The 22,156-nt window shown below is 46.6% G+C and carries 26 protein-coding genes and 1 riboswitch; of the genes, 6 read left to right on the forward strand and 20 right to left on the reverse strand.

Going from position 1 to position 22,156, the window contains the following annotated elements; translation table 11 throughout:
- Positions 1-6 precede the first annotated feature (6 nt).
- Complete coding sequence (locus BM271_RS10125) at positions 7-276, forward strand: oligopeptide/dipeptide ABC transporter ATP-binding protein (protein ID WP_046789350.1); 270 nt, start codon at positions 7-9, stop codon at positions 274-276.
- 60 nt (positions 277-336) lie between these two features.
- On the opposite strand, the gene BM271_RS10130 is transcribed toward BM271_RS10125, so the two are convergent.
- Genes BM271_RS10130 through BM271_RS10140 form a run of 3 tightly spaced genes read right to left on the reverse strand, consistent with a single transcriptional unit; the run spans position 337 to position 2,918 of the window.
- Positions 337-822, reverse strand: coding sequence for a DUF456 domain-containing protein (locus BM271_RS10130; RefSeq protein WP_046789349.1), 486 nt, complete (start codon positions 820-822; stop codon positions 337-339).
- Complete coding sequence (locus BM271_RS10135; protein ID WP_046789348.1) at positions 822-2,030, reverse strand: MFS transporter; 1,209 nt, start codon at positions 2,028-2,030, stop codon at positions 822-824. Before BM271_RS10135 ends, BM271_RS10130 begins: the two co-directional genes overlap by 1 nt.
- A 30-nt stretch (positions 2,031-2,060) precedes the next feature.
- Positions 2,061-2,918 carry a LysR family transcriptional regulator gene (locus tag BM271_RS10140; RefSeq protein WP_046789347.1) on the reverse strand — a complete coding sequence of 286 codons (858 nt, stop codon included), beginning with the start codon at positions 2,916-2,918 and terminating at the stop codon, positions 2,061-2,063.
- Positions 2,919-3,054: 136 nt separating this feature from the next.
- Here BM271_RS10140 and BM271_RS10145 point away from each other — a divergent pair, with 136 nt between their 5' ends.
- Positions 3,055-3,933, forward strand: coding sequence for an SDR family oxidoreductase (locus tag BM271_RS10145; RefSeq protein ID WP_046789346.1), 879 nt, complete (start codon positions 3,055-3,057; stop codon positions 3,931-3,933).
- 39 nt (positions 3,934-3,972) lie between these two features.
- Here the strand turns inward: BM271_RS10145 and BM271_RS10150 are convergent, their stop codons facing one another.
- The 7 genes from BM271_RS10150 to BM271_RS10180 form a co-directional block, all read right to left on the reverse strand.
- Positions 3,973-4,509, reverse strand: a complete 537-nt coding sequence (locus tag BM271_RS10150) for a ribonuclease FAU-1 family protein (RefSeq protein WP_046789345.1) — start codon at positions 4,507-4,509, stop codon at positions 3,973-3,975.
- 75 nt (positions 4,510-4,584) lie between these two features.
- On the reverse strand, positions 4,585-6,621 hold the full coding sequence (locus tag BM271_RS10155) for an ABC-2 transporter permease (RefSeq protein ID WP_046789344.1): 2,037 nt from the start codon (positions 6,619-6,621) through the stop codon (positions 4,585-4,587).
- The gene (locus BM271_RS10160) at positions 6,593-7,498 is read right to left on the reverse strand and encodes an ABC transporter ATP-binding protein (RefSeq protein ID WP_046789343.1); all 906 of its coding nucleotides are present in this window, start codon (positions 7,496-7,498) and stop codon (positions 6,593-6,595) included. Before BM271_RS10160 ends, BM271_RS10155 begins: the two co-directional genes overlap by 29 nt.
- Positions 7,488-7,874, reverse strand: coding sequence for a GntR family transcriptional regulator (locus BM271_RS10165; protein WP_046789342.1), 387 nt, complete (start codon positions 7,872-7,874; stop codon positions 7,488-7,490). Before BM271_RS10165 ends, BM271_RS10160 begins: the two co-directional genes overlap by 11 nt.
- Positions 7,875-7,964: 90 nt before the next feature.
- On the reverse strand, positions 7,965-8,738 hold the full coding sequence (locus BM271_RS10170) for an SDR family NAD(P)-dependent oxidoreductase (protein WP_046789341.1): 774 nt from the start codon (positions 8,736-8,738) through the stop codon (positions 7,965-7,967).
- Positions 8,739-8,756: 18 nt separating this feature from the next.
- The gene (locus BM271_RS10175; protein ID WP_046789340.1) at positions 8,757-9,476 is read right to left on the reverse strand and encodes a YebC/PmpR family DNA-binding transcriptional regulator; all 720 of its coding nucleotides are present in this window, start codon (positions 9,474-9,476) and stop codon (positions 8,757-8,759) included.
- A 47-nt stretch (positions 9,477-9,523) separates the two neighbouring features.
- Positions 9,524-10,138 carry a Bax inhibitor-1/YccA family protein gene (locus BM271_RS10180; RefSeq protein WP_046789339.1) on the reverse strand — a complete coding sequence of 205 codons (615 nt, stop codon included), beginning with the start codon at positions 10,136-10,138 and terminating at the stop codon, positions 9,524-9,526.
- Positions 10,139-10,406: 268 nt separating this feature from the next.
- On the opposite strand from BM271_RS10180, the gene BM271_RS10185 reads away from it, so the two are divergent.
- Complete coding sequence (locus BM271_RS10185; protein WP_046789338.1) at positions 10,407-11,318, forward strand: LysM peptidoglycan-binding domain-containing protein; 912 nt, start codon at positions 10,407-10,409, stop codon at positions 11,316-11,318.
- Between the two features lie 55 nt (positions 11,319-11,373).
- Here the strand turns inward: BM271_RS10185 and BM271_RS10190 are convergent, their stop codons facing one another.
- Both BM271_RS10190 and BM271_RS10195 read right to left on the reverse strand, forming a co-directional pair.
- Positions 11,374-12,291, reverse strand: a complete 918-nt coding sequence (locus BM271_RS10190; protein ID WP_046789337.1) for a Rossmann-fold NAD(P)-binding domain-containing protein — start codon at positions 12,289-12,291, stop codon at positions 11,374-11,376.
- A gap of 54 nt (positions 12,292-12,345) precedes the next feature.
- Complete coding sequence (locus BM271_RS10195; RefSeq protein WP_046789336.1) at positions 12,346-13,500, reverse strand: MFS transporter; 1,155 nt, start codon at positions 13,498-13,500, stop codon at positions 12,346-12,348.
- A 74-nt stretch (positions 13,501-13,574) separates the two neighbouring features.
- On the opposite strand from BM271_RS10195, the gene BM271_RS10200 reads away from it, so the two are divergent.
- Positions 13,575-13,988 (forward strand): ion channel, encoded by a 414-nt coding sequence (locus BM271_RS10200; RefSeq protein ID WP_052749805.1) that lies wholly within the window; start codon positions 13,575-13,577, stop codon positions 13,986-13,988.
- A gap of 77 nt (positions 13,989-14,065) precedes the next feature.
- Here BM271_RS10200 and BM271_RS10205 read toward each other — a convergent pair whose 3' ends face one another.
- Together BM271_RS10205 and BM271_RS10210 are read right to left on the reverse strand one after the other, a co-directional pair.
- Positions 14,066-15,256 (reverse strand): dicarboxylate/amino acid:cation symporter, encoded by a 1,191-nt coding sequence (locus BM271_RS10205; RefSeq protein WP_046789335.1) that lies wholly within the window; start codon positions 15,254-15,256, stop codon positions 14,066-14,068.
- 80 nt (positions 15,257-15,336) lie between these two features.
- Positions 15,337-15,852, reverse strand: a complete 516-nt coding sequence (locus BM271_RS10210) for a GNAT family N-acetyltransferase (RefSeq protein ID WP_046789334.1) — start codon at positions 15,850-15,852, stop codon at positions 15,337-15,339.
- A gap of 114 nt (positions 15,853-15,966) precedes the next feature.
- On the opposite strand from BM271_RS10210, the gene BM271_RS10215 reads away from it, so the two are divergent.
- Entirely contained in the window at positions 15,967-16,251 is a 285-nt protein-coding gene (locus tag BM271_RS10215; protein ID WP_046789333.1) for a hypothetical protein, read from the forward strand.
- Between the two features lie 95 nt (positions 16,252-16,346).
- Here BM271_RS10215 and BM271_RS10220 read toward each other — a convergent pair whose 3' ends face one another.
- The 6 genes from BM271_RS10220 to queC all read right to left on the reverse strand — a co-directional run bounded on the left by BM271_RS10220 (position 16,347) and on the right by queC (position 20,245).
- Complete coding sequence (locus BM271_RS10220) at positions 16,347-16,991, reverse strand: queuosine precursor transporter (protein ID WP_046789332.1); 645 nt, start codon at positions 16,989-16,991, stop codon at positions 16,347-16,349.
- 52 nt (positions 16,992-17,043) lie between these two features.
- A complete protein-coding gene (gene queF / locus BM271_RS10225; protein ID WP_046789331.1) occupies positions 17,044-17,532 on the reverse strand; it encodes a preQ(1) synthase in 489 nt (162 codons plus the stop codon).
- 87 nt (positions 17,533-17,619) lie between these two features.
- A riboswitch (PreQ1 riboswitch) is annotated at positions 17,620-17,666 on the reverse strand.
- 64 nt (positions 17,667-17,730) lie between these two features.
- On the reverse strand, positions 17,731-18,363 hold the full coding sequence (locus tag BM271_RS10230) for a DsbA family oxidoreductase (protein ID WP_046789330.1): 633 nt from the start codon (positions 18,361-18,363) through the stop codon (positions 17,731-17,733).
- A 93-nt stretch (positions 18,364-18,456) separates the two neighbouring features.
- Positions 18,457-19,176: a 7-carboxy-7-deazaguanine synthase QueE gene (queE, locus tag BM271_RS10235; RefSeq protein ID WP_046789329.1), complete on the reverse strand. Its 720-nt coding sequence runs from the start codon at positions 19,174-19,176 to the stop codon at positions 18,457-18,459.
- Positions 19,173-19,583, reverse strand: a complete 411-nt coding sequence (queD, locus tag BM271_RS10240) for a 6-carboxytetrahydropterin synthase QueD (RefSeq protein ID WP_082103713.1) — start codon at positions 19,581-19,583, stop codon at positions 19,173-19,175. Before queD ends, queE begins: the two co-directional genes overlap by 4 nt.
- Positions 19,583-20,245 carry a 7-cyano-7-deazaguanine synthase QueC gene (gene queC, locus BM271_RS10245; RefSeq protein ID WP_046789327.1) on the reverse strand — a complete coding sequence of 221 codons (663 nt, stop codon included), beginning with the start codon at positions 20,243-20,245 and terminating at the stop codon, positions 19,583-19,585. Before queC ends, queD begins: the two co-directional genes overlap by 1 nt.
- Before the next feature lie 179 nt (positions 20,246-20,424).
- On the opposite strand from queC, the gene ggt reads away from it, so the two are divergent.
- The gene (gene ggt, locus BM271_RS10250; protein WP_052749804.1) at positions 20,425-22,137 is read left to right on the forward strand and encodes a gamma-glutamyltransferase; all 1,713 of its coding nucleotides are present in this window, start codon (positions 20,425-20,427) and stop codon (positions 22,135-22,137) included.
- The last annotated feature ends 19 nt before the right edge of the window (positions 22,138-22,156 follow it).

Raw genomic sequence — 22,156 nt, forward strand, 5'->3', positions numbered from 1 at the left:
GGGGATGTGCCGTCGCCAATCGATCCGCCTGAGGGATGCAGATTCCATACAAGGTGCCCTTTCGCAACGGATAAGTGCCGCGAAGAGATTCCTGTACTGGAAACGAAAGATGAAATCTACGACGGTGAGCATACGGTGGCATGCCACTATGCCCTCGATATACAGCAGGGCAAACACAAACCTAAATATGAAATGACAAATGTCCGTAAAGTCCTTGATGAAGAAGGCACGGGCAACGAAGGCGATTCAAAGCAACTTGAAGAAGCTAAAGAATAATTAAAATACCGCCGGCGCAGTTCACTGTATGAACTGCGCCGGCGGTATTTTAAACTGTATTTAGAAAACGAGGGCATCGAGCAGGAACCAGATTGTCATAAACACATATATCAGTGCATTGAATATCGTACTCGAAAGAAATGCAAGCAATGAACCTACCGAAGCTTTGAATGCCTGGTTCATATCCCTGGAGCCGACCGCTTCTACAATAAGCACAAACAGAAACGGTACAAAGATCACACCGAACGGCGGATATACAAACATACCGACGATTACACCCGCAATCGCTGCATATTCCCCTTTTTTTGTACCTCCATATCTTTTGACAAAGTAACTGTTTGCAATGAAATCACTGAATAGTACGAGCAGCGTCAGAATGAACACAATAATCCAGAACATCCATGACAACGCCTCACCGTCAACTGCAAAGTGAAACACCAGGAAACCGATCCAGAACATGAGTATGGACGGCAATACCGGAAATATAAGCCCGGCAAAACCGAGGATGAACGAAGCTGCAATAATAATCCACCAAAGTATATCCATCAAACTTCTCCTTTTTTAATTTCAGATTTAGTGAAGAAAAATAATAAGAATGCTGCGAATAAAAATCCGCCGGAAATGAAAAACGAGTTCTCCAAGCCTACTATATCACTCGCCACCCCGCCAAGCAGGTTGCCCAGCAGCTGTCCGATGATCATTGCATTCGCAAACAATGTGGACGCGTATCCGGGAAACTGCGGCAGCAGATCCTGGAAATAACTGATTCCGAGTCCCAGCAGTACGGCGAGAAACAATGCAAGCGGCACCTGGCCGATTACCATTGCAGTAAAATCATTGAAAACCCCGATTGAAAGGAAGTACATGCTCCCCAGGAAACCGGCGATGATCAGCAGTGTTTTTGAACTCACCCTTCCGGCGATATAACCGATGGCGATCATGAAAGGCACCTCAAGCCCTGCACACAGACTCGCGAGTATTCCGACTGCGCTTTCCGGTTCACCCAGGTAGTTCGTAACATACAGGGGCATATTAAGCAGATACATCCATTGTCCCACATGCAGCATGGTGAATGCCGCAAATGGAATCAGAAGCATCATGTTCCTCATCAGGTTCGGTGCTTTCGGCTCTTCGTAGTTCATAATGTCAACTGAGCGCTCAGGCACTTCTTTTTTGGCTGCCGGTTTGATCAGAAAGGACAGCCCCAATACTACTATGAACATGATGACAGTACCGGTGAAAAGCCCCCGGAACCCGTATATGCCGAGGAGCACGGAGCCGACCAGCGGCCCGAACAAGAAACCGAATGAGAACATGGACCGGAGGACCGTGTTGGCCATCACCGCAATGCTTGAACGGTAGGCGTTGATCGACTCACGGGCGGAAGCATAAAGCTGCGGCATGGCCGGTGCACCGAGAGATGCGAATAAAATATATGCCGGAGCAAGAAGCCAGAGATTACCGATGAGAAGAAAGCTCGAAAAAGCAACAACCATCATTACAAGCGCCCCGATGATGAGATATTTCCGGTCGAAGGTGAGGGCATCGCTTTTTCTTCCTATGACCGTATTCATGAAAAAACTGCCGACGGCTACAAGCGCCATGAAAATACCGTAGGTCGAAGTATGCATGCCGTGTGTCTCCGTCATGAAGATGACCAGGAACGGTGCAGTCAGGGAGACGGCCATGCCAAGCAGGGTCATGTTGAATAAAAACAGTTTATAGTTCTGTATTTGAAAAAGATCTCTGATCATTTACACACCATTCTTCCGTTTCGTTTTATCTCAGGAGGCATTGACGAACGTTCTGACGAGCGTCAGAAATGCTTTGACCTGAGGGAGTTCGAGCACACTGTTATCAAATGCGATGTAGGTCTCCCTCGTGATCGGCCGGCCATCAAACAGGACTTCATCCAAATTGAATTTATCCTTATCAAAATCATCCAGTACGATTTCAGGCAGCACAGTGACACCGATGCCTTCAAGGAGCAGCGCCCTGCATGTTGCGATCTGGTCCACTTTGATCTGCGGATCATACTTTCTGTTGAACCGCTGTTCGAAAAACTGCTCTATCTCACTCAGATAAATCGGATCCGCCTGGAATTCAATGATGGGCAGTGATTTGTCCCCTTCATTCGACTTCGGTGTCACGAGATAATGGCGGTCGATGAACAGCAGTTCATTCTGTTTATTCATCATGCGGTTTCCGCGGACGATTGAAATATGAAAATCATTCTGCTCCTCCACGATCTGCTGGGAAGATCCTACCTTGATCTTAATGTTTACATTCGGATAGAGATTCAGGTACTGCGCTACGATTTCCGGCAGGATGGTATGCCCGATCAATGAGGAAACCCCGATGGAAAGATTACCCTGTATGGAATTCTGATTGATCCTTATATACTCTTTTACCAGCGCTTCCTTTTCCACCACACTTCTGGCGTGCTCAATGATCTTTTCCCCTTCCCCGGTCACATAAAGCTCTTTTTTTGTCCTGACGAAGATTTTCACACCCCACTCGTCCTCGATGGACTTTAGCCTCTGACTGACTGCCGGCTGCGAAATGAAGAGCTTTTCTGCCGCCCGTCTCAGAGTTTTCGTTTCATCCAATGTTACAAGCAATTTATAATCATCGACTTTCATGGCCAACATCCTTTCATACATAAGAAAATCTTATCATAAAATCCGCCACTTTCAATCTTCCAGCTGTCATTTGGTGTGGAATTGACGTGACCTGGGTATATGCATTAAACATACTAAAACAGGAGTTGATCTTTAAATGGCAGAAAAAAACAAATTTGAGAAAATAGACGAGCAGATTGAAGGCTATACTCTGGAGAGGCAGCCCGGGTTCGAAAGGGATATGGAGCCGAAACCCATTTATGAAGCGGAATACTACAAGGGCAGCGGCAAGCTGACAGGCAAGACCGCAATCATCACCGGCGGAGATTCCGGCATCGGACGTGCAGTGGCACTCCTTTACGCCAAGGAAGGTGCCGATCTTGTACTTGCATATCTTGATGAGCATAAAGATGCAGAAGATACTAAAGCGATGGTGGAAACACACGGTGTGAAATGCGAGCTCTATCCTTTCGATGTAAAGAAAAAAGAGGAGTGCACCGCGCTTGTCGATTACACACTGGAGAAATTCGGCAAACTGAACATCCTTGTGAACCATGCAGGGGTGCAGTATCCCACTACGGATTTCGTGAGCATTCCGGAAGAGCAGGTCAGGGAGACATTCGAAACCAATATTTACGGCATCATTTTCCTGACCCAGGCCGCTCTTCCGCATCTTGGCAAAGGGGACAGCATCATCAATACGACGAGCATAACCGCCTATAATGGTTCACCTGAACTTATGGACTATTCCGCAACAAACGGAGCCATAACATCACTGACCCGTTCTCTCGCCGGCAATCTGGCAAAAGACGGCATCAGAGTGAACGCCGTCGCCCCAGGTCCGATCTATACACCGCTGATTCCTGCAAGCTTCGACCAGGAGAAAGTTGAAAAGCACGGCGGCACTACACCGATGGGGCGCCGCGGCCAGCCAAGCGAGCTTGGACCAAGCTACGTGTTCCTCGCATCGGCCGATGCCAGTTACATGACGGGACAGGTCATCCACGTCAACGGCGGGGACTTCATGACAACTTAAATATGTGCAAATCAAAACGCCGGTCCCTGGGACCGGCGTTTATTTTTTCATATCCAGTTCATTTAAGCAGTATGACGCCATTCTCTCGAATTGACTAAAATCCTTCTCCAACTCATCCATGACATCATGTGCAGTACTGTAGGCGAAATCGAATTGCTCCTTTGACACTTCCCTGCGCTTACGGGCACGTTTAATATCCGCTTCATCCACCAGTTCGTACCGGCCGTCAGGCAGCGCAAGCACATCCAGATAAATATCCAGCCTCCTCGCATTTCCCGGTTCCAGAAAATGTTTAAGATTGATGTCAAAATAGTATTGGAGGATCCGCCACTGCCTGTCGTACATCACAGTAATACTGTAATCCCGATTCTCAGGCAGTATCTGAAGCCAGCGGTACCCCGCATCACAAACCAGCACCTTCTTATTAAGTATGGGGACGGTGAGCGGTGAACGGACTGCTTTGATTTCTATGATTCCGGTCAGCATTTTTTCGCCTTTATATTGAATGATCTTTTCATGGTAATCGGATTGGAGGAGACGTCTCCACCCTCTTTTATCGAGATACTTGGTCTTCATCACACTCATCTCCTTCCCCCAATTATACAGAAATTGAGGAAAGAATGTGAAGGGATACGCCCCGGGAGGACGGCACTATTCAACACCAAGTATCATGTATTCAGCTGAAGCCTCTAATTCGGCAGCTTCTTCTTCATTTCCGGAATAAAATTCTTCCGTCCCCGCCGGTTTATAAAGCAGCACTTTGTCCCCCGTCACATCAAGGTTTCCTTCATTGATGGATTCAAGGAGCACGTCTTTATCAGCATGTTTCACTTCTTCCAGGCCATATTCATTTTCAAGCTGTGAAAAAGTCAGTGCATCATAATCTCTGAAGAATGCCTCTTTTTCACCATCTGACAGCGAAACCGCATATACGCTCTCCGCGTCATTCAGTCCAAGATAATCTGTCAGCTCCTGAACCGCTGTGATACGCTCCAGCAGAGCTTCATTATAGACGGATGCATCTCCGGAATAATCTGCACGGGAGAAATAGACATTCGTCCATGCAAGAGATGTATTCTGACCAGCAAGCGTCAGAAGCGGAGATTCAGGCATCTGAAGTGCCTCCGTCTGATAATCCCTGATGAACGCCTCCACTTCTTCTTTATCGTCGATATGGACCAGTCCGTTCATCCCTCTTATTTCCACAGATTCCGCAGCTTCCGGTTTCTCAATATTAAAAAGAATATCATATACTTCAGCGTGACTGCTGTCATTGACCACGCTGGAGATCTCTCTTCGCATTTCCGGCTCCATCTCAAATTTGCTGAATTCCCTGTTCACATAGCTGCCGTCCTTCATCTTATAACTGACTATGAACAGATCACCCTGAGTTTCATGATTACGGACTTCTTCGCTGTCTATTGCATCCTGATGTAATCCACGCGTACTTTCAATAACATTTCTGCCGTCCATATACAGAAAGTCCTCACTCACCGCATCAGACCCGCGGCTGTAGGTTCCGTAATTATCAATGCTGTAATCAGCGCTCAGACTGACCCCTGCCACCTCATCCGCCGGCGGCACGTATGAAACATACTGGTTCCACCCAATGATGAAGACTGTCCAGAATGTTGCCAGGAATATGATTACCGTAATGATCGATGAACGTTTGAAACAGATTCCGGCCGTTCTTTGGAAGAACATTTCTGTAACGATATAGGAGAATAAAAGCCCGGTGCCAAATGCAAGGACTGTAATCACGGTTGAAACCGGAAGGGCAAAGGAAATCATGATTCCGAGCAGGAGCATCCCCGTTATCGAAATCAGGGCAGCGAGTGTATTCCTTACCCACCCATGATTGAAATTGTGATGCACATTTTCATTTTTACTTCTGCTGTAAAGCATATAGGACAGGACGGTGAGTACAACCGCGAGGAGTACCCAGAGAATCATCTTCCATAATTCATACCCTTCGGTGATCTGCTGTATCGCGAATACCGGAAAAGTATTGTCTATAACAATGCCCATTATGCCACTGTTGCCAGGCCCTTGCGTGCCCAGCCCCTCTGTAATGCCGTCGAACAGCATGTCTGCCGTGGAGACATTGAGGCCCCAGAAAATGACAGGCAGGAAAAATATGATCAGCACCAGCTGCAGATGATTGAATATGCTGTTGACGAACATGCCTGCAAAGATCGAGATCGCAAAGACTGTATATATTACGAACAGTGAGTAGATCAGCCACAGGAACAGGTCTGCCAATGCAATATCAAAATTTAAAATATACCTCTCAAAAAAGAGGATGGCGGCGGTAATCAAAAGCGGAATCGTAATATGGATGATTCCCGCGAGGATCGCATGGCTCATTATTTTATGTCTTTTAACCGGGAGACTGTGCATAAAATCAATGGCATCTTCCTTATTGCGGTAATTGAATAAAAAGAGCGCCAGAAGTACAGCGTAGATCATCCCGCCGGCGAGTTGGAATGGTGCTGCCATATCCAATGGATCCGCCGGGAGATATCCACTGTCTGCAGCAGTCATGCCATTCATATTGGTGGACAGGATCCACAGGACGAATGGCTGAACGAGAATATTTCCAATCAGATAGAGGATCGTAAGCCAGAAGACACTGCCCATGAAATGACGAAGCAGTGTTTTATTCAACAATGATGTTGCTGATTTCATAGCCTTTCTCCCCCATTTCATAAGTAAATATCTCTTCAAGTGTCAAAGGCAGGATATCGTACATCAACGGGTCATACTTCGTCACTTTCTTCTCTATGTTCTCCAGATCACCTTTGATGATGCATGTGACTACCCTTCCTTTGACTTCATGATGGACTACTCCGAGACTTTCGTAGAATGCCTGATCGGGCAACGTATTGAATGCCATCTGAAGCTTGCAGTGTGTACCTTTGATTTCATTGAGGTCCCTGTGGAACAGCAGTTCCCCATGGTGCATGATGGAGACGGAGTCACACAGATCCTCCATCTCCCTTAAATTATGACTTGAAGCGATTACCGTCATGCCATGGTTTGCAATATCCTGCATCATGATATTTTTCACCTGGTGGCGGATGATGGGATCCAGGCCGTCGAAGGGTTCATCCAGCAGCATCACTTTGGGACATGAAGAGAATGCGAGCACGAAGGAAGCCTGCCGCTTCATTCCCTTTGATAATTGCGAAAGTGATTTTTTCGGGTCCAGTTTAAAATGATCCGTCAGCTGGGCAAACCGTTTCCCGGACCAGTTCGAATACATCCCTTTATAGAATGAAGCCATATCATCGAGACTCACGCCGCTGAAAAAATAAGGCACATCATGAATGAAAATCACATCATTTTTAACCCCGGGGTTTTCGAATACTTTCTGTCCGTCATAAAGAACATCTCCTGCATCCGGCTTGTAAATGCCTGCCAGCAGTTTCATGAAGGTCGTCTTTCCGGCTCCGTTGGAACCCAGAAGTCCATGGATTGTTCCGGGCCTCACTTCGAGATTTATGTTATTGACTGCCTGCTGTCTGCCGAATGATTTATCAAGTACACTGGTTTCAAGTCTCATCGGTATCCTCCCTTCCATTATCCACATGCTCCACCAGATTTTTCAAATAATCTTTAGGCACGCCCATTTTCATAAGCTGTCTGATAATCTTCTCCAATTCTTGCGAAAGTTCCCTGATCTGCTCCTGGTCGGCCCCTGTTTTCATTTCGTTCACAAAACTCCCCTTTCCTGGCAACGAATAAATATACCCTTCCCTCTCGAGCTCACGATAGGACTTTTGGATTGTGTTCGGATTAATCGTCAGCTCCTGTGCCAGACTTCTTACAGACGGAAGCTTCTCATGCGGTCTCAGAACATCATGGATGATCAGCTGCTTGATCTTTTGCGTCAGCTGTTCGTAAATTGGGATTCTGCTTTTCAAATCCAGATTGAACACATGGACACCTCCCTGCACTAACTGTATTACGTATAATAATACAGTTAGTACTGATTTTTGGCAATAAGAAAAACACCCGAAGGTGTTTTTCTATAAAGCATGTCCGGAGCCGCCATCAACATTGACAGCAACCCCGTTTACGTAGGAGGCAAGGTCTGAGCAGAGGAACGTAATGACGTTGGCCGCTTCCTCAGTATCCCCGATGCGGCCGAGCGGGATATTATGCTTGTCGAGTCCCGCATATTCCTCCCAGCTCAGGCCGGGTTCTTCATTTTTCCATTTTTGCATGATCTGATCGCTTTTTATCAGACCGATACACACGGTATTCACGCGGATATCGTATTGGCCCAGATCTTTGCTCATCGCTTTGGTCATCGCCATTCCGGCTGCGCGGGAGACCGTCGTCGGCAAGGACGAGGCGGGAGGTGTCTTCCCGAGTACTGCTGTCATGTTCAATATTGCTCCACCGTTCTCTTTCAGATAGGGCATGGCGGCTTTCGACATTTTGACCGCCGCCATCAGTTTGAGGTCGATATCCTGCTCCCAGTCGGAGATTTCCAGCTGATCAAAAGCTTTTGCGAACGAGCCGCCGGCATTGTTGATGAGTACATCAATCCTTCCGAATCTGTCTGCTGTGCGTCCGATGATCTTATCCGCCGCCCCTTCTTCGGTCACATCCGCCTGGACATAGTCCACTTCCCCATGATGCGAAATTTCCTCTTTGGCTTTTACAAGGTCTTCCTCACCTCTGGCAACAAGCATCACTTTCGCACCGAGCCCTGCCATCTGTTCTGCGGTTTTACGGCCGATTCCTTTGCTGGATCCCGTAATCACTGCAACTTTGCCTTCATATCCAAAATCCATGTTTTCCCCTCCTGTATTCTACGCACCCAAGTTGACATTGTGATGAATGCTGGACACATCTTCAAGGTCGTCCAGTGCTTCAAACAGTTTTTCGAACTGCTCCAGTGCCTCATCATCCAGATTCACTTCGTTCTGGGCGATCATCGTATGCTCAGCAACTTCATATTCATCAACGCCCATTTCATCGAGTGCACGTTTCACTTCATGAAAACTCTGTGCATTTGCATAAACGACAGTATATCCGTTTTCTTCAGTTACATCTTCCACATCCACATCGTTTTCCATCAGGTACATCATCGTCTCTTCAGAATCGAAGCCTTCGAAGACGAATACCGCCCTCGACTCGAACATATAGCTGACTGCACCGCTGACTCCCATGTTACCGCCGTTTTTGCCAAATGCCGCACGGACATCGGAAGCGGTCCTGTTTACGTTGTTAGTCAGCGCATCAACAATCAGCATGGAACCGTCAGGTCCGAATCCTTCGTAGCGCAGTTCATCGAATGTCTCATCATCGCTGCCCTTCGCCTTATCGATCGCCTTGTCGATGATATGCTTTGGCACGGAATACGTTTTTGCACGGTCAAGTACCGCTTTAAGCGCCTGGTTGCTTTCGGGATCCGGCTCGCCCTTTTTGGCTGCCACATATATTTCACGGCCGAATTTCGCATTTATACGGCTGGTGCTCTGGTCTTTCTGAGCTTTTTTCTCTTTAATGTTATTCCATTTTCTTCCCATACTCTCATCTTCCTTCAAAACAGATTTCTTTAATATAATATACCATTTCAGCGGTTTTTATTCATATAACGGTACAGACGGAGCAGCCGTTTTATGATGATGAGCAGGTTGATGAACAGATTGAAGCCCATTTCCCGCTCGGAAAATCTTTTATTCTTCATCCTGTTGAAGTCATACATCGTGAACAGTATATAAAGCACGAGGCCCACGACCGTTATGCCCAGATGCAGGTAAGGCAGGTCTATGAAGAAACTCATCAGTGAAGTGAATATAAGTATCAGCAGGGCAATGAACAGATACTTTCCCCAATGGGTGATGTCTCTCAGAAAAAAGTATCCAATGATACCGAAGAATATAAACACAAGTATCCCCAATAGTACGATACGGTAGAATACCGACGGTCCGAAATCGCGGATGAAGGATTCGAACAGACCATAGGAAACCAGACCGATCAGAATTGCATAAATATGGCTGATGACCGGCCCGCTGCGGTTGAACCCGCGTACAAACAATGAAACCATCATGATACCGAACAGCACCATGGAAGCTGTCGGCCGCCATGCCTCAGGCAGATACTGTCCGAAATAAGCCCCGATACCGAAAATAATCCAGTAATAGGCAAAATAAAGCCATACAAGCCGTAAATTTTTTGAGTTCCCCATCGTATACCTCCATCAAATTTCACATGTCTTTCCAATACCCTGAAATTTTCTGTATAATCCTTTCAGACCAGTTACTGTATTACTGGAATTTTCAGATTTTATACCAAATATTTTATTTGTATTACAGTTTCATTACAATGTGAAATTGTCTTCAGTTATCTGCTATTATATTCAAAGTGAACTACAGTCATCTTACAGTTTTATAAACATAAACCCAATACCTGAATACATATAATATTATTAGAAAACCAGGAGGATAACAAATCAAATGAAAAAGGTCATCACGACACTCACAGCAACAGCTGCCTTTGCCGCATACGGTATGGCGGACGACGCTGAAGCATCATCTACATATAAAGTACAGAGCGGGGATACACTCTGGAAAATCTCACAGGAAAACGGCGTGACGGTATCACAGCTCAAATCCTGGAACAACCTGTCTTCAGACCTGATTCTGGTCAACCAGACACTGACAGTCGGCGGAAGCAGCGCTTCAAACGCGTCTGCAGAAAACACCACTTCTTCCAGCAGCTCTTCTGCAAACAGTTCATCTTCAAGCAGCGCGGGCACTTCAGGAAACGGTACATATACTGTAAAATCCGGCGATACTCTCAGCAGCATCGCAAGGGCGCACGGCATGAATTACAGGACCCTTATGAACAACAATAATATTTCATCACATCTGATCTATCCTGGACAGAAGCTTACAGTGAACGGAAGTTCTGCAGGCAGTTCCGACAGCTCCGCCTCTTCTTCAAGCAATTCAACAGCTTCAAAGAAAGAAGAAGTCAAGAGCACGTCCGTCTCTGCACCGTCACCAACGAGCGTTTCCTACGGTACGAACTACTACTACTGGGGAGACTGCACATGGTATGTTTTCGAACGCCGCCAGCAGCTTGGCAAACCGGTCGGCAACAACTGGGGCAATGCATCCAATTGGGATAATGCTGCAAGAAGCCAGGGCTACTCAGTCAGCAGCTCACCTTCTGTAGGTGCGATCCTGCAGGCGAATGCATGGACTAACTTTGCATGGGGCATGGGACATGTAGCAATAGTTGAGAGAATCAACTCCGACGGCTCCATCCTCGTATCTGAAATGAACTTCGGCAGCGGCCAGGGTGTCAAGACATTCAGAACAATCAGTGCATCCCAGGTATCCGGACACAATTTCATACATTAATATACGAAGACCCCGCAGGACAAAAGTCCTGCGGGGTCTTCTGATCAAAACGGCATCAACCGCCGTTTCTATGCTGCCGTCCCTCGCTTCTCGGTGCCTCGGTGTTGATGATCATCTCGACCTGATAAATACGGTTGACCAGGCTGTGGATCGGGGCCTGCGTCATCAGATAGATGCCCCACGGCAGCTTCGGTTCAAAATCATGCAGCGCTATGATGAATTCATTCCTTCCCGGAAGGGAGCGGAATTCTAGCCTCGGTGTTTTATTAGGCTCCCTTTTGGACAGGCCGCCGCCTTTTATACGGTAGATTTCCACACCGTTATAGCTCGATGCACTGTCGTACTCGATAACAAGTACCGGATGGTCCATTTTCGCAAAATGCACCTTTATGAGCGGGCCTGCAAATTCCACATTGATCAGACCATATAGAATCTCATCCAGCCATTCGAAATAATACCTTCCGACATCCTTTACATTCCACCGCGGCGGCAGCGGCGCCCGTTGGACACTTCTGACGTTATTGTAATCAGATGTCTTATATGAAAGGTTTTTACCGTATCTCTTTACCGGAGTAGAGGTGACATTCACATCTGCACCGTATGCCCCGAGCACATCTTTCATGTAGTCCGGACTGACTTCGTCAGCAACAAATATGATCTGCGGGACCTCATTTATCTCGCATGCCCGTGCAATATTATCCGCAATCAATACATACAGATCTTCAAAACGTCCCTGCGTCAGCCGGTTCAGTCTCATTATGGGGTCTTCGAAAAAGATGACCACATCAATATCCGCGAGCGCTTTTTCCACTTCCGGAAGTATGAACAGATCATTTTTAAGAAGTGTGATATCAAGGCCCGTATCCTTCTGATTCGGACTTGAGAAGGCATACAGATTATAGCTGTCTTTCAGTTCAAGATAGAGATGCTGCCCTATTCTTCCGTGTATTCCCATTAAAAGCAGATTTTCCATAAAGTCACTTCCTTACTTATTACTGATTACCCGAACGGGTCTGCTTTAAAAACATTACTGCAGCGCGCCTTTATTTTCCACTGATTTTTTATGTGCAATGAATATGATGCTGAGCAGCAGGATGATCGTGATTCCGATGAACAGGAAAGGCGTCTCGAAATAAGTCGCGAAAATCCCGGACAGGAACGACCCTGCAACCGAACCGATGGAAAAATAGGAATAGAATATCCCGTTGGCCTTCCCTCGCTCATGCATCTCCGTATTCTCACCTATGATCTTATTCATGGATGGGAAAATGAGACTGAATCCCGCGCCATAAATGACCATCGTCATATAGACCAGTGACGTCGAAGGGACCATATGGAGCAGTATCATTGAAAAGCCGACAATGAAAATACCCGAAGCCACAAGCACCACCGGACTGTATCTGGTATAGACCCTGTTGAGCGGCGAAGCAAAGACAATGATGGCTGTAATGCCAAAGACGCTCAGCATCACACCTGTGGACTGGTCGGATAATCCCAGTGAAGCTGTCTTCAAAGGCAGTCCGAAAGCAAGAGAACCGTTGGAAACCATCAGTGTAAACGCAGAAACATAGGCAACAATGAGCGATGGCCGTTTTATGATCTGCCAGTAATTTGTAGAATAATGGATGTCTCTGCTTTCTTCAGTCGTACTTTCTTTCACTGTCAGCAGCAACAGAAGAATCCCAAAGACGAATATTCCCGCCAGTAAAAGATAAACGGCCTGATAGCCTGCCTGGCTGGAGATGATTCCTCCAAGTGCCGGCCCCACTACTGCCGCAGTACCTATTGAGACTCCCGTCAATGCCATCGAACGGCCGATTGTCGCCTTTTTGGAGATATCCGCAACAAGGCTGAATGCCGCCGGTGTGAGGAGTCCGCTTGAGAAGCCGTGAACGACCCGGATTGCAATAAGAAGGCTTACCGATGGAACGATGGTATATGTCAGTATGATGACGACCTGGAGTATCATTCCCAGAAGCAGCATATTCTTTCTGCCTATCTTATCTGAAAAGTAGCCCCCGAATACGTTTCCCACCATGTTAAACAGGGAATATACAGCAACAATGATGCCGGCGGTATATTCGCTCGCACCCAAAGAGATGGCAAAAGGGGTTATGATCGGCAACTGGATGAATAGATCCAGGAAGCATATGACGATAATGATATATAGAAATTTATGCATTTTAATTATCCTTTAACTCATTTTTTTAATACTATCTCATATTATAAACAATTTTTTATCCCAGGGGGGATTAGATGGCTCGGGCGCTTCTGGCACTGTTCATTATTTTTTTCCTGTTCCAGCTCGGTGCATTCGCCAAGAAAAAAGGTGAGATGCAGAACACTCATAATTTTACTCTACACTGGCCGCTCTACCTGTACATCTTTACAGTAATGCTGTCTCTGACATTGGGTTTTGCCATCATTTATTACATAGCTTCCTTTGGCTCGCCCATACTCATAGACAGCAATCAGGGCAAAATCGTCCAGAATCATAACTTCGCCGAAATGATCTATTACAGCGGTGCAACATTGCTCTCCATCGGTTACGGGGACTTGAACCCGCTTGGTGCCGTACGTTATATTTCACTGTTTGAAGGTTTTCTCGGCATTGTGACACCGACGGTGATTTTTGTCAGTGAAATCACAAAAAATAATTCAGCCGGCTAGACCTGCCGTCTCGGTACAAATACAATAATAAAAATCCAGCCACCGAATAACCGAGCGTTAACCAGTGGCTGAATCATTTATGCTTTTTTATTCAATTTTTGCTCGTAGGCGTCGATGATTGCACTCACAGCACCATCACCTGTGATATTCGTAGCTGTACCGAAACTGTCCTGCGCCATATAAAGCGCGATCATGAAGGCAACTGCCGCTTCATTGAAGCCAAGATTTGTCATCAGGACTCCGCTTGCGGCCATGATCGCCCCGCCGGGCACACCCGGTGCCGCAATCATTACAATGCCGAGCAGAAGAATAGTTCCAAACATGGACATGAATCCTGGTAGCTGATATTCCGGCAATACGGTCATTACCGCGATTGAACAGCTGACGATTGTAATCGTACTTCCTGACAGATGGATGTTCGCACAGAGCGGAACCACAAAGTCAGCAATCCTGTTACGGATGCCATTCTCCTTCGTCTGTCTGAGGGTCACCGGAATTGTTGCTGCACTGCTCATGGTCCCCAGCGCCGTGAAATAGGCCGGAATCATCGTTTTGATCATTTTAAATGGATTTTTACCGAGTGCAATGCCGGCGATTGTATATTGTATCGTAATCCATACCCAGTGCAGAATTACTGCAACCAGCAGTACCACCCCGAACACTGCAAGCGTTCTGAAGATCGTACCCTGTGAAGCCATTCCGGCGAACACGCCCGCGATATAAAATGGAAGAAGCGGAATAACCACTTTTTCAATGAGAAATTCAACAATGTTCTTTCCCTCTTCAAACCATTTTTCCATAAGCTGTGATTTCGTCAGTGTAATGACGATACCGAAAGCAAATGCCAGGACGAGAGCTGTCAGAATATCCATGATCGGTGCAATTTCAAATTCGAAGAACGGCTCAAGCGCGGTTCCCTCTTCAGGGACACTTCCGCCATCAGTGATTTTAGGCATTATGAACATCGATACTGCATATGCCAAAAGCCCTGCACCCAAAGTGGAAAGGTACGCCGTACCCAATGTCGCACCAACCACCTTGCCGGATCCCGCACCAATTTTAGAAATACCATTCGCAATAAAGAATAAGATAATCAGCGGAATCATAAAGAATATAAAACTGCCAAGTATAGATTCCAGTGTTACAAAAAGCCTTGCCAGGAATGTCAGAAACGTATCCAGCCCTCCTGTTGCATCTACCCCATAATAAAGTGAACCGACTGTGATACCAATAATGATACCGACAATCAGTTTGAATAATAACTTCACTTAAAATTCCCCCTACCTATGTAATACTTCTATATTACACCATCGGTATAAATAACAGAAGGTCATTCCTCTCCATTCCATTATCCATCTTTTCTGAAAACCTTTTCATATGCAACGTACCAATCATCCTCATTTTCATCCAAATGCAACCGCCCTTTGAATTCAAATCCATTCTTTTCAAACTGATATTGCATCTTTTCATTTTCCAATGATGTATCAGTATGGATGCCTTGATACCCTTCATCCACTAATAAGGATTCTACACTTTTAATCATGATTCCCGCAAATCCTTTCCCCTGGCATTCGGGATCCACTGCCATTCTGTGCATTGCAGCGCTGGAAGTGCGGGAAACTTCCCACCGGATCTCCCCGTAGGCTTCAGGGTGTTCATCGTCCACGACGACAAATCCTCTTACAGCGTCATCCGCTTCATAAACATAAAGTGAACCATTTTCAAGATCTGCTTCGAAGCGGGGCATGTCCGGATATACCTCACTCCACTGGGTATTACCGGATGCCTGCATCAAGGGTACAACCGCCCGCGTTATTTCCATCACTTTTGAGAGATCATTTCTTTCTGCTTTTCTCAAACTCATAAAGACAGCTCCTTAATTTTTTGACAACTCTTTATTTTCACTATTTTCCCATTCATATATGCATACCAATAGTGTATAATGTGATTGAGAATTAATACAGAGGGGTTTGGTAAAATGTTTAAATTTGATAAGTACACCAGAGCCTATCACATCTCAAACATGATTTTCTATCTGTTTACTCTGGTTGTGATCGGTCTTATTTATGTATATGGTTTCTATCCACCAATAGCAGAAGTGACTTCAGGCGACTTTTTCGCTTCAGTCGGCTTACGTAAATTGGGAGGCATGCTCTTCTTCCTGGTGCTTATAATCGTGCCGCTGATGGTAGTATACGGAGCAGTATACCACCTGTATAAAGCAATCACGTTTGGCAGAGGAACAGAAACAGCAGAAAACTGATACACAATCAATAGAGAGCCGGCACAGATGGGGTGCCGGCTCTTTTGTCTGCATAAACATAAACCCGGACTTCCGTCCGGGACACCATTCAAATATCATACCGACATCCGGGCTTCGCCATAGTCATTATCGTCATCCCAATTTCTGCTGCGCGCAATTTTGACGAGCAGATAGACAATCGGGGTATCAAGCAGTACGATGATCATCTTGACAACATATTGTGCCAGGATCATTCCGAACATTGCACTGACCGGCACGGCGCCCCAGAAGGCGATAGTTATGAATATCCCCGTATCTGCCAGCTGGGCAACTCCTGATGATGCGTTGTTGCGCAGCCACAGTTTCCTTGTGCCGTGACGTGTTTTCAACTTATGGAATATCGATACATCCAGATGCTGGCTCACCATGTATGACACAAGACTTGCGACGATGACCTGGAAGCTCCCGCCGAGTATCATTTCGTATTCTGCCTGCATGGTGAAGGCGGGGGCGGGCGGCAATTCAATTGCCAGATATATGAAAAATAAAACGACGACCTGCGTGAAGAACCCCGCCTGTACTGTCCGCCTCGCATTCTTCTTGCCATATACTTCACCGATGACATCAGTAATCAGAAAAGTTGCCATATAAACGATGACTGCAGCCGGGAGCATGAAATCCCCCACCGCGAACAGTTTAACTCCCAGAATATTGGATACGACCAGCAAACCTGAGAAAAGTGCGGTCAAATAAAATAACATATCTCTTCCTCCTTAAATTTTCAGGAAGAAATCCCTGCCGGCCCTCTAAAAACTAACGGTTATCCACGTGTTCCGGATACATATCATGATTCATCATACGATGGTCCGCCATCTTTTCGTACTTGGTGCCTTTACGGCCGTAGTTGCAGTACGGATCGATCGAGATGCCGCCGCGCGGCGTGAACTTGCCCCATATTTCAATATATTTCGGATCCATCAATTCAATCAGGTCGTCCATGATCATGTTCACGCTGTTTTCATGGAAGCCGCCGTGATTCCTGAAGCTGAATAAATACAGCTTCAACGCTTTACTCTCCACCATCTTCACATCCGGTATGTAACTGATGTAAAGTGTTGCGAAATCAGGCTGGTTCGTAATCGGACATAATGTCGTGAATTCCGGACAGTTGAATTTTACGAAGTAATCCCTGCCCTCATGTTTATTATCAAATGTCTCCAGGACCTCCGGATTATAGTCAAAGTCATACTTGACCTCCCGGCTGCCCAGCAGGCTTAGGTTTTCAGTGTACTCTTCACTCATCTTGATTCTCCTTTACAGATAAAACGGCATTTTTGCATTAAAAAAGCCATGCACCCCTTCTAAGGCGCATGGCATCGATGATTGATCCGTGGCTTAGTTTTTTATAGAGGGTTTGGGCTAAGAACCTCTTCATATTCATTTGCTTTTGCAAAATTATACTATATCTGGTTTAAAATTGAAAGCAGGATTTTCTGCAAACTATTCTTCGTAGGCTTTTGTCAGCGCTTCTTTGAATGCTTCAGGCGGCTGCGCTCCGGAAACACCGTATTTTCTGTTGATGACAAAAAGCGGGACGCCCTGCGCGCCAAGCTGGTTCGCTACATTCTGATCCTCGATCACTTTTTCTTTATACAGATCATCTGACAGCATTGCGCGTATTTTATCACTGTCAAGACCGATCTCAGTACCGATCTGCACCAATGTCTCAGTGTCAGCAACATTGAGGCCGTCTGTGAAATATGCTTTGTAAAGACGGTTCATCGCTTCGCCCTCTTTGCCTTCCTCTGAAGCAAGTTTTACAAGACGGTGGGCGTCCATGGAGTTTGACGGCACCACTTTTTCCATATTGAAATCGAGTCCCGCCGCTTTTGCCGCATCAGCCACCTGACTGTTCATGATTTCCGCTTCTTTGACGCTCTTGTTGTATTTTTTTGCGAGCAGTTCCGCCATCGACTCATCCGGCTCTTTTTTGGCAGTCGGATCAAGTTGGAAACTTCTGTATATAACCTCCAGGTCATCTTTTCCTGCAAATTCGCTGACACCCGCTTCAAAATTCTTCTTGCCGATATAACAGAACGGACAGCCGATATCCGACCAGATTTCCACTTTCATAATATACCTCCCTGCCGGTATTGATAATATATCCGGTTATTTTATATATAGTGTAACAGGTTGAACCTTCTTTATCTCATAGATTGCCTGACACTAGACGCCCTGTTTATTGCTCCACAGCAGTGTATGGAGCTGCGGCAGCACCCGTGCATCATTCATCCGTGGATCTTCCATCGTTTTCTCCACCAGCTCTCCGTATCGCTCCAGCAGTTTCTGCGTATGGTTTTCCACGTTGTTCCCGAGATACGGGTTTCCCACCTGGAGATAGAATGGAATGGATGGATATTTCAGATGGACCGTGGCTGCGTATTCGAAATCCCCATCATCGAATACGACCACTTTCAGATTGTATGAACCGTCTCCCCCGTCCAGTCCGGCTAACACACGATCCAGCCGGTCAAAGTCCGTATTCATGTTAGAGCTCGGCGGCTTGGGGCTGACAGTGACATCATCAACCTGTTTCATCCATTCCTGGAACACAGTCCCCTGTGTTTCCATGGCGAGTTCGATGCCTTTGCCTTTCGCCTTTTCCACAAACGCCTCCATATTTTTAAGCAGTGCCGGGTTGCCGCCTGAAATTGTGACGTGATTATAATTTCCTTCTGCCAGTTCGTCCAGCGACCCGAAGATGTCTTCCGGCGACATCATCCGGATATTTTCCTTCTGGCTGCCGTCCCATGTAAATGCAGAATCGCACCAGCTGCAGCTGTAATCACAGCCGGCAGTCCTGACGAACATCGTCTTCCGGCCGATGACCGCGCCTTCCCCCTGGAACGTCGGACCGAATATTTCAAGCACGGGTACTTTCATCATTTTCTATACTCCTTCGGACGGTAGACAACATAGCTTGTCGGCGTCTCCCTCAGGACAACCTGCAGACATACAGGCCGGTTGTCCAAACGGTCCAGATATTCTTCCACCATGTCATATATCGTTTTTGCCATCGTTTCTGACGTCGGCGGTATATCACTGAAGCGTGTATGGTCATTGAGCAGCGTATGGTCAAAAGCTTCATCAATCAATTTTTTTATATCAGAGAAATTCACAAGAAAACCGAGGTCATCCAGAGTATCTCCCGCTATCGTCATATTCACAAAATAAGTATGCCCATGGATTTTCGCACATTTCCCTGCCCGTGCATCCGGTATGTGATGGGCAGCTGAAAAATTGAGATCTTTATTCAGTTCGTATTCAAAGTCATGCGATGGTGTCTGATACATCATGCGTCAGTTCCCCTTTCCTCCAAATATGCGCGCAGCCCCTCGTTCCTCAGCCTGCAGGACGGGCATTCACCGCAGCCGTCACCGATGACACCCTCGTAGCATGTCAGCGTCTTTTCCCTTATGTAGTCCAGTCTGCCGTACCTGTCTGCAAGCGCCCATGTCTCTTTCTTATCCAGCCACATAAGCGGAGTTTCGATGACAAAGTCCCTGTCCATCGCCAGATTAGCTGTAATATTCATCGATTTGACAAAAATGTCCCTGCAGTCCGGATAACCGCTGAAATCCGTTTCGCATACACCTGTAATGATCGTTTTCGCGCCAATCTGATAGGCCAGGGCCGCGGCGAACGACAGGAACAGCATGTTCCTTGCGGGTACAAACGTATTGGGTACTCGGGCTGCCCCGTCCTGTCCGATTGTCATATCATGCCGGGTCAGGGCGTTCGGACTCAGCTGGCCAAGGAGCGACATATCCAGCACATGATGCTTCAATCCGTGCTCCTCCGCAATGCTTTTCGCGATCTCTATTTCAAGGCTGTGCCTCTGTCCATATTCAAACGTTACCAGTTCGACTTCCTCATAATTTTCAAGCGCATGGAACATGCATGTCGTACTGTCCTGACCGCCGGAAAATACGACCAGTGCTTTTTTCTCATTCATCTTCTAACGACTCCTCTGTGATTCAAGATCCAATTATATGATTTTAACAATTTTCACCGGGTATTTCCACTTCATGGATTGTTTCCAAAAAAATATATGATTTTGTTTAATTTCTTCAATTTCAGGTAATTAAGAGATAATCGACAATCAAATCATTATATGAAAGAGATGAATGCAAATTGGCTAATATAGAAGAAATATTCAAAGTGCAGAAAGAATACAAAATGAATAATGAGCATAAGGGGGATACGGGCCATAACGGCATGGTGGCCAGTGCGATCAAGGAAGCATCTAAAGCCGGCAATAAAATGCTTGAGGATGGCGGGAATGCTTTTGACGCTTTGATTGCTGTACAGCTGTCACTTGCGGTTGTGGAAGGGATGAATACCGGGATCGGCGCAGGCGGTTTCATATTGGTTTATGATAACGAAAACAAGGAAACGAAAGTGGTCAATGCCCATTCCCGAGCACCTGCCGGGCTGACAAAAGACTGTTTCATCGATGATGACGGAGAACCTGTTCCGTTTGTCGAACGTACAAAAAGTGCAAGGTCCATCGGGGTGCCCGGCATAATGAAAGGACTCGAATATCTCCATGAACATTATGCCACTTTGCCGCTTGAACAGCTGATCGACCCTGCTATCACGCTTGCAAAAAATGAGTTCAGGGTCAACTCGCTCTGGGATCGTACGATCCAGTTATTCAAACACCGTCTGGGAGAGACCGGCCGTCAAAAATTCGTTCCAGACGGCAAGCCGCTGAGGGAAGGAGACAGCATCACCCAGCTGGATCTCGCGAAAACACTGGAAATCATCAGGGAAAAGGGCTTCAATGCAGTGTATGAAGGAGAGATTGCGGACGCTATCGTGGATACTGTAGAGGCACATGGCGGCCTGCTTAACCACCAGGATCTGCTCAACTATCATGTGAAAATAGACGAGCCGCTCTGGAGTACCTACAAAGATTATAAAATTGCATTCCCCGCCCCTCCGAGCGGCGGCGGAGTGGCAGTCGCACAGCAGCTTAAGATTTTCGAGGAACTGGACATTTCCCAGTATGAACCGCACTCATGGGAAAAGTATCATTTAGTTTCACAGACACTCCAGCTTGCCCTGGCGGACCGCCAGGCGCATATCGGCGATCCGAAATTCCATCATCTGCCGATGGACGGCCTGCTGCATCCGGAATATATTAAAGAGCGCTGCAGGCAGATCTCATTGGATAAAAATATAGCAAAAGTGGATCCCGGAGACCCTTGGGCATACCAGGAAAGCAAAGAAGGAAAAATCCAGACCAATCATTACGAAGACAATGAAGGATATGAAACCACCCACTTTACCGCAGTGGACAAATGGGGAAACATCGCTTCCTGTACATCTTCCATAGAGAGAATATTCGGGTCAGGCATCATGGTGCCGCACTACGGATTTTTATTGAACAACGATCTGACTGATTTCCAGGCTGTACCGGGGCAGGTCAATGAACCGAACGGCAGTAAATATCCGACGAGTTCCAAATGTCCTACCATCATGTTCCATGATGATAAGCCATTCTTCACACTCGGGTCACCCGGAGGACCGACGATTGTTGCATCTGTCGCCCAGACAATCCTGAATGTCATAGAATACAATATGCCCCTAGAAGATGCACTTAAAGAACCCCGGCTCTACACCACGCCGGATCTTGAAACACAGTGGGAAGACGGTATAGATGAGGAGACACTGCAGAAACTCGAATCACTGGGACATGAATTCAATCAGTCCTTCAGAGTGGAATCTGCGGATACGAGGCTTGGGGATGTACAGGCCATAATGATCGATCAGACCAACGGCCAGCTGCTGTACGGTGTAGCGGATTCCCCGCGTCCCGGAGATGCCAGGGGTCTCAAGTAATTGTAAAAACACTTTAAAA

Origin of the sequence: Salinicoccus halodurans, assembly GCF_900114445.1 — a bacterium.
Lineage (GTDB): Bacteria > Bacillota > Bacilli > Staphylococcales > Salinicoccaceae > Salinicoccus > Salinicoccus halodurans.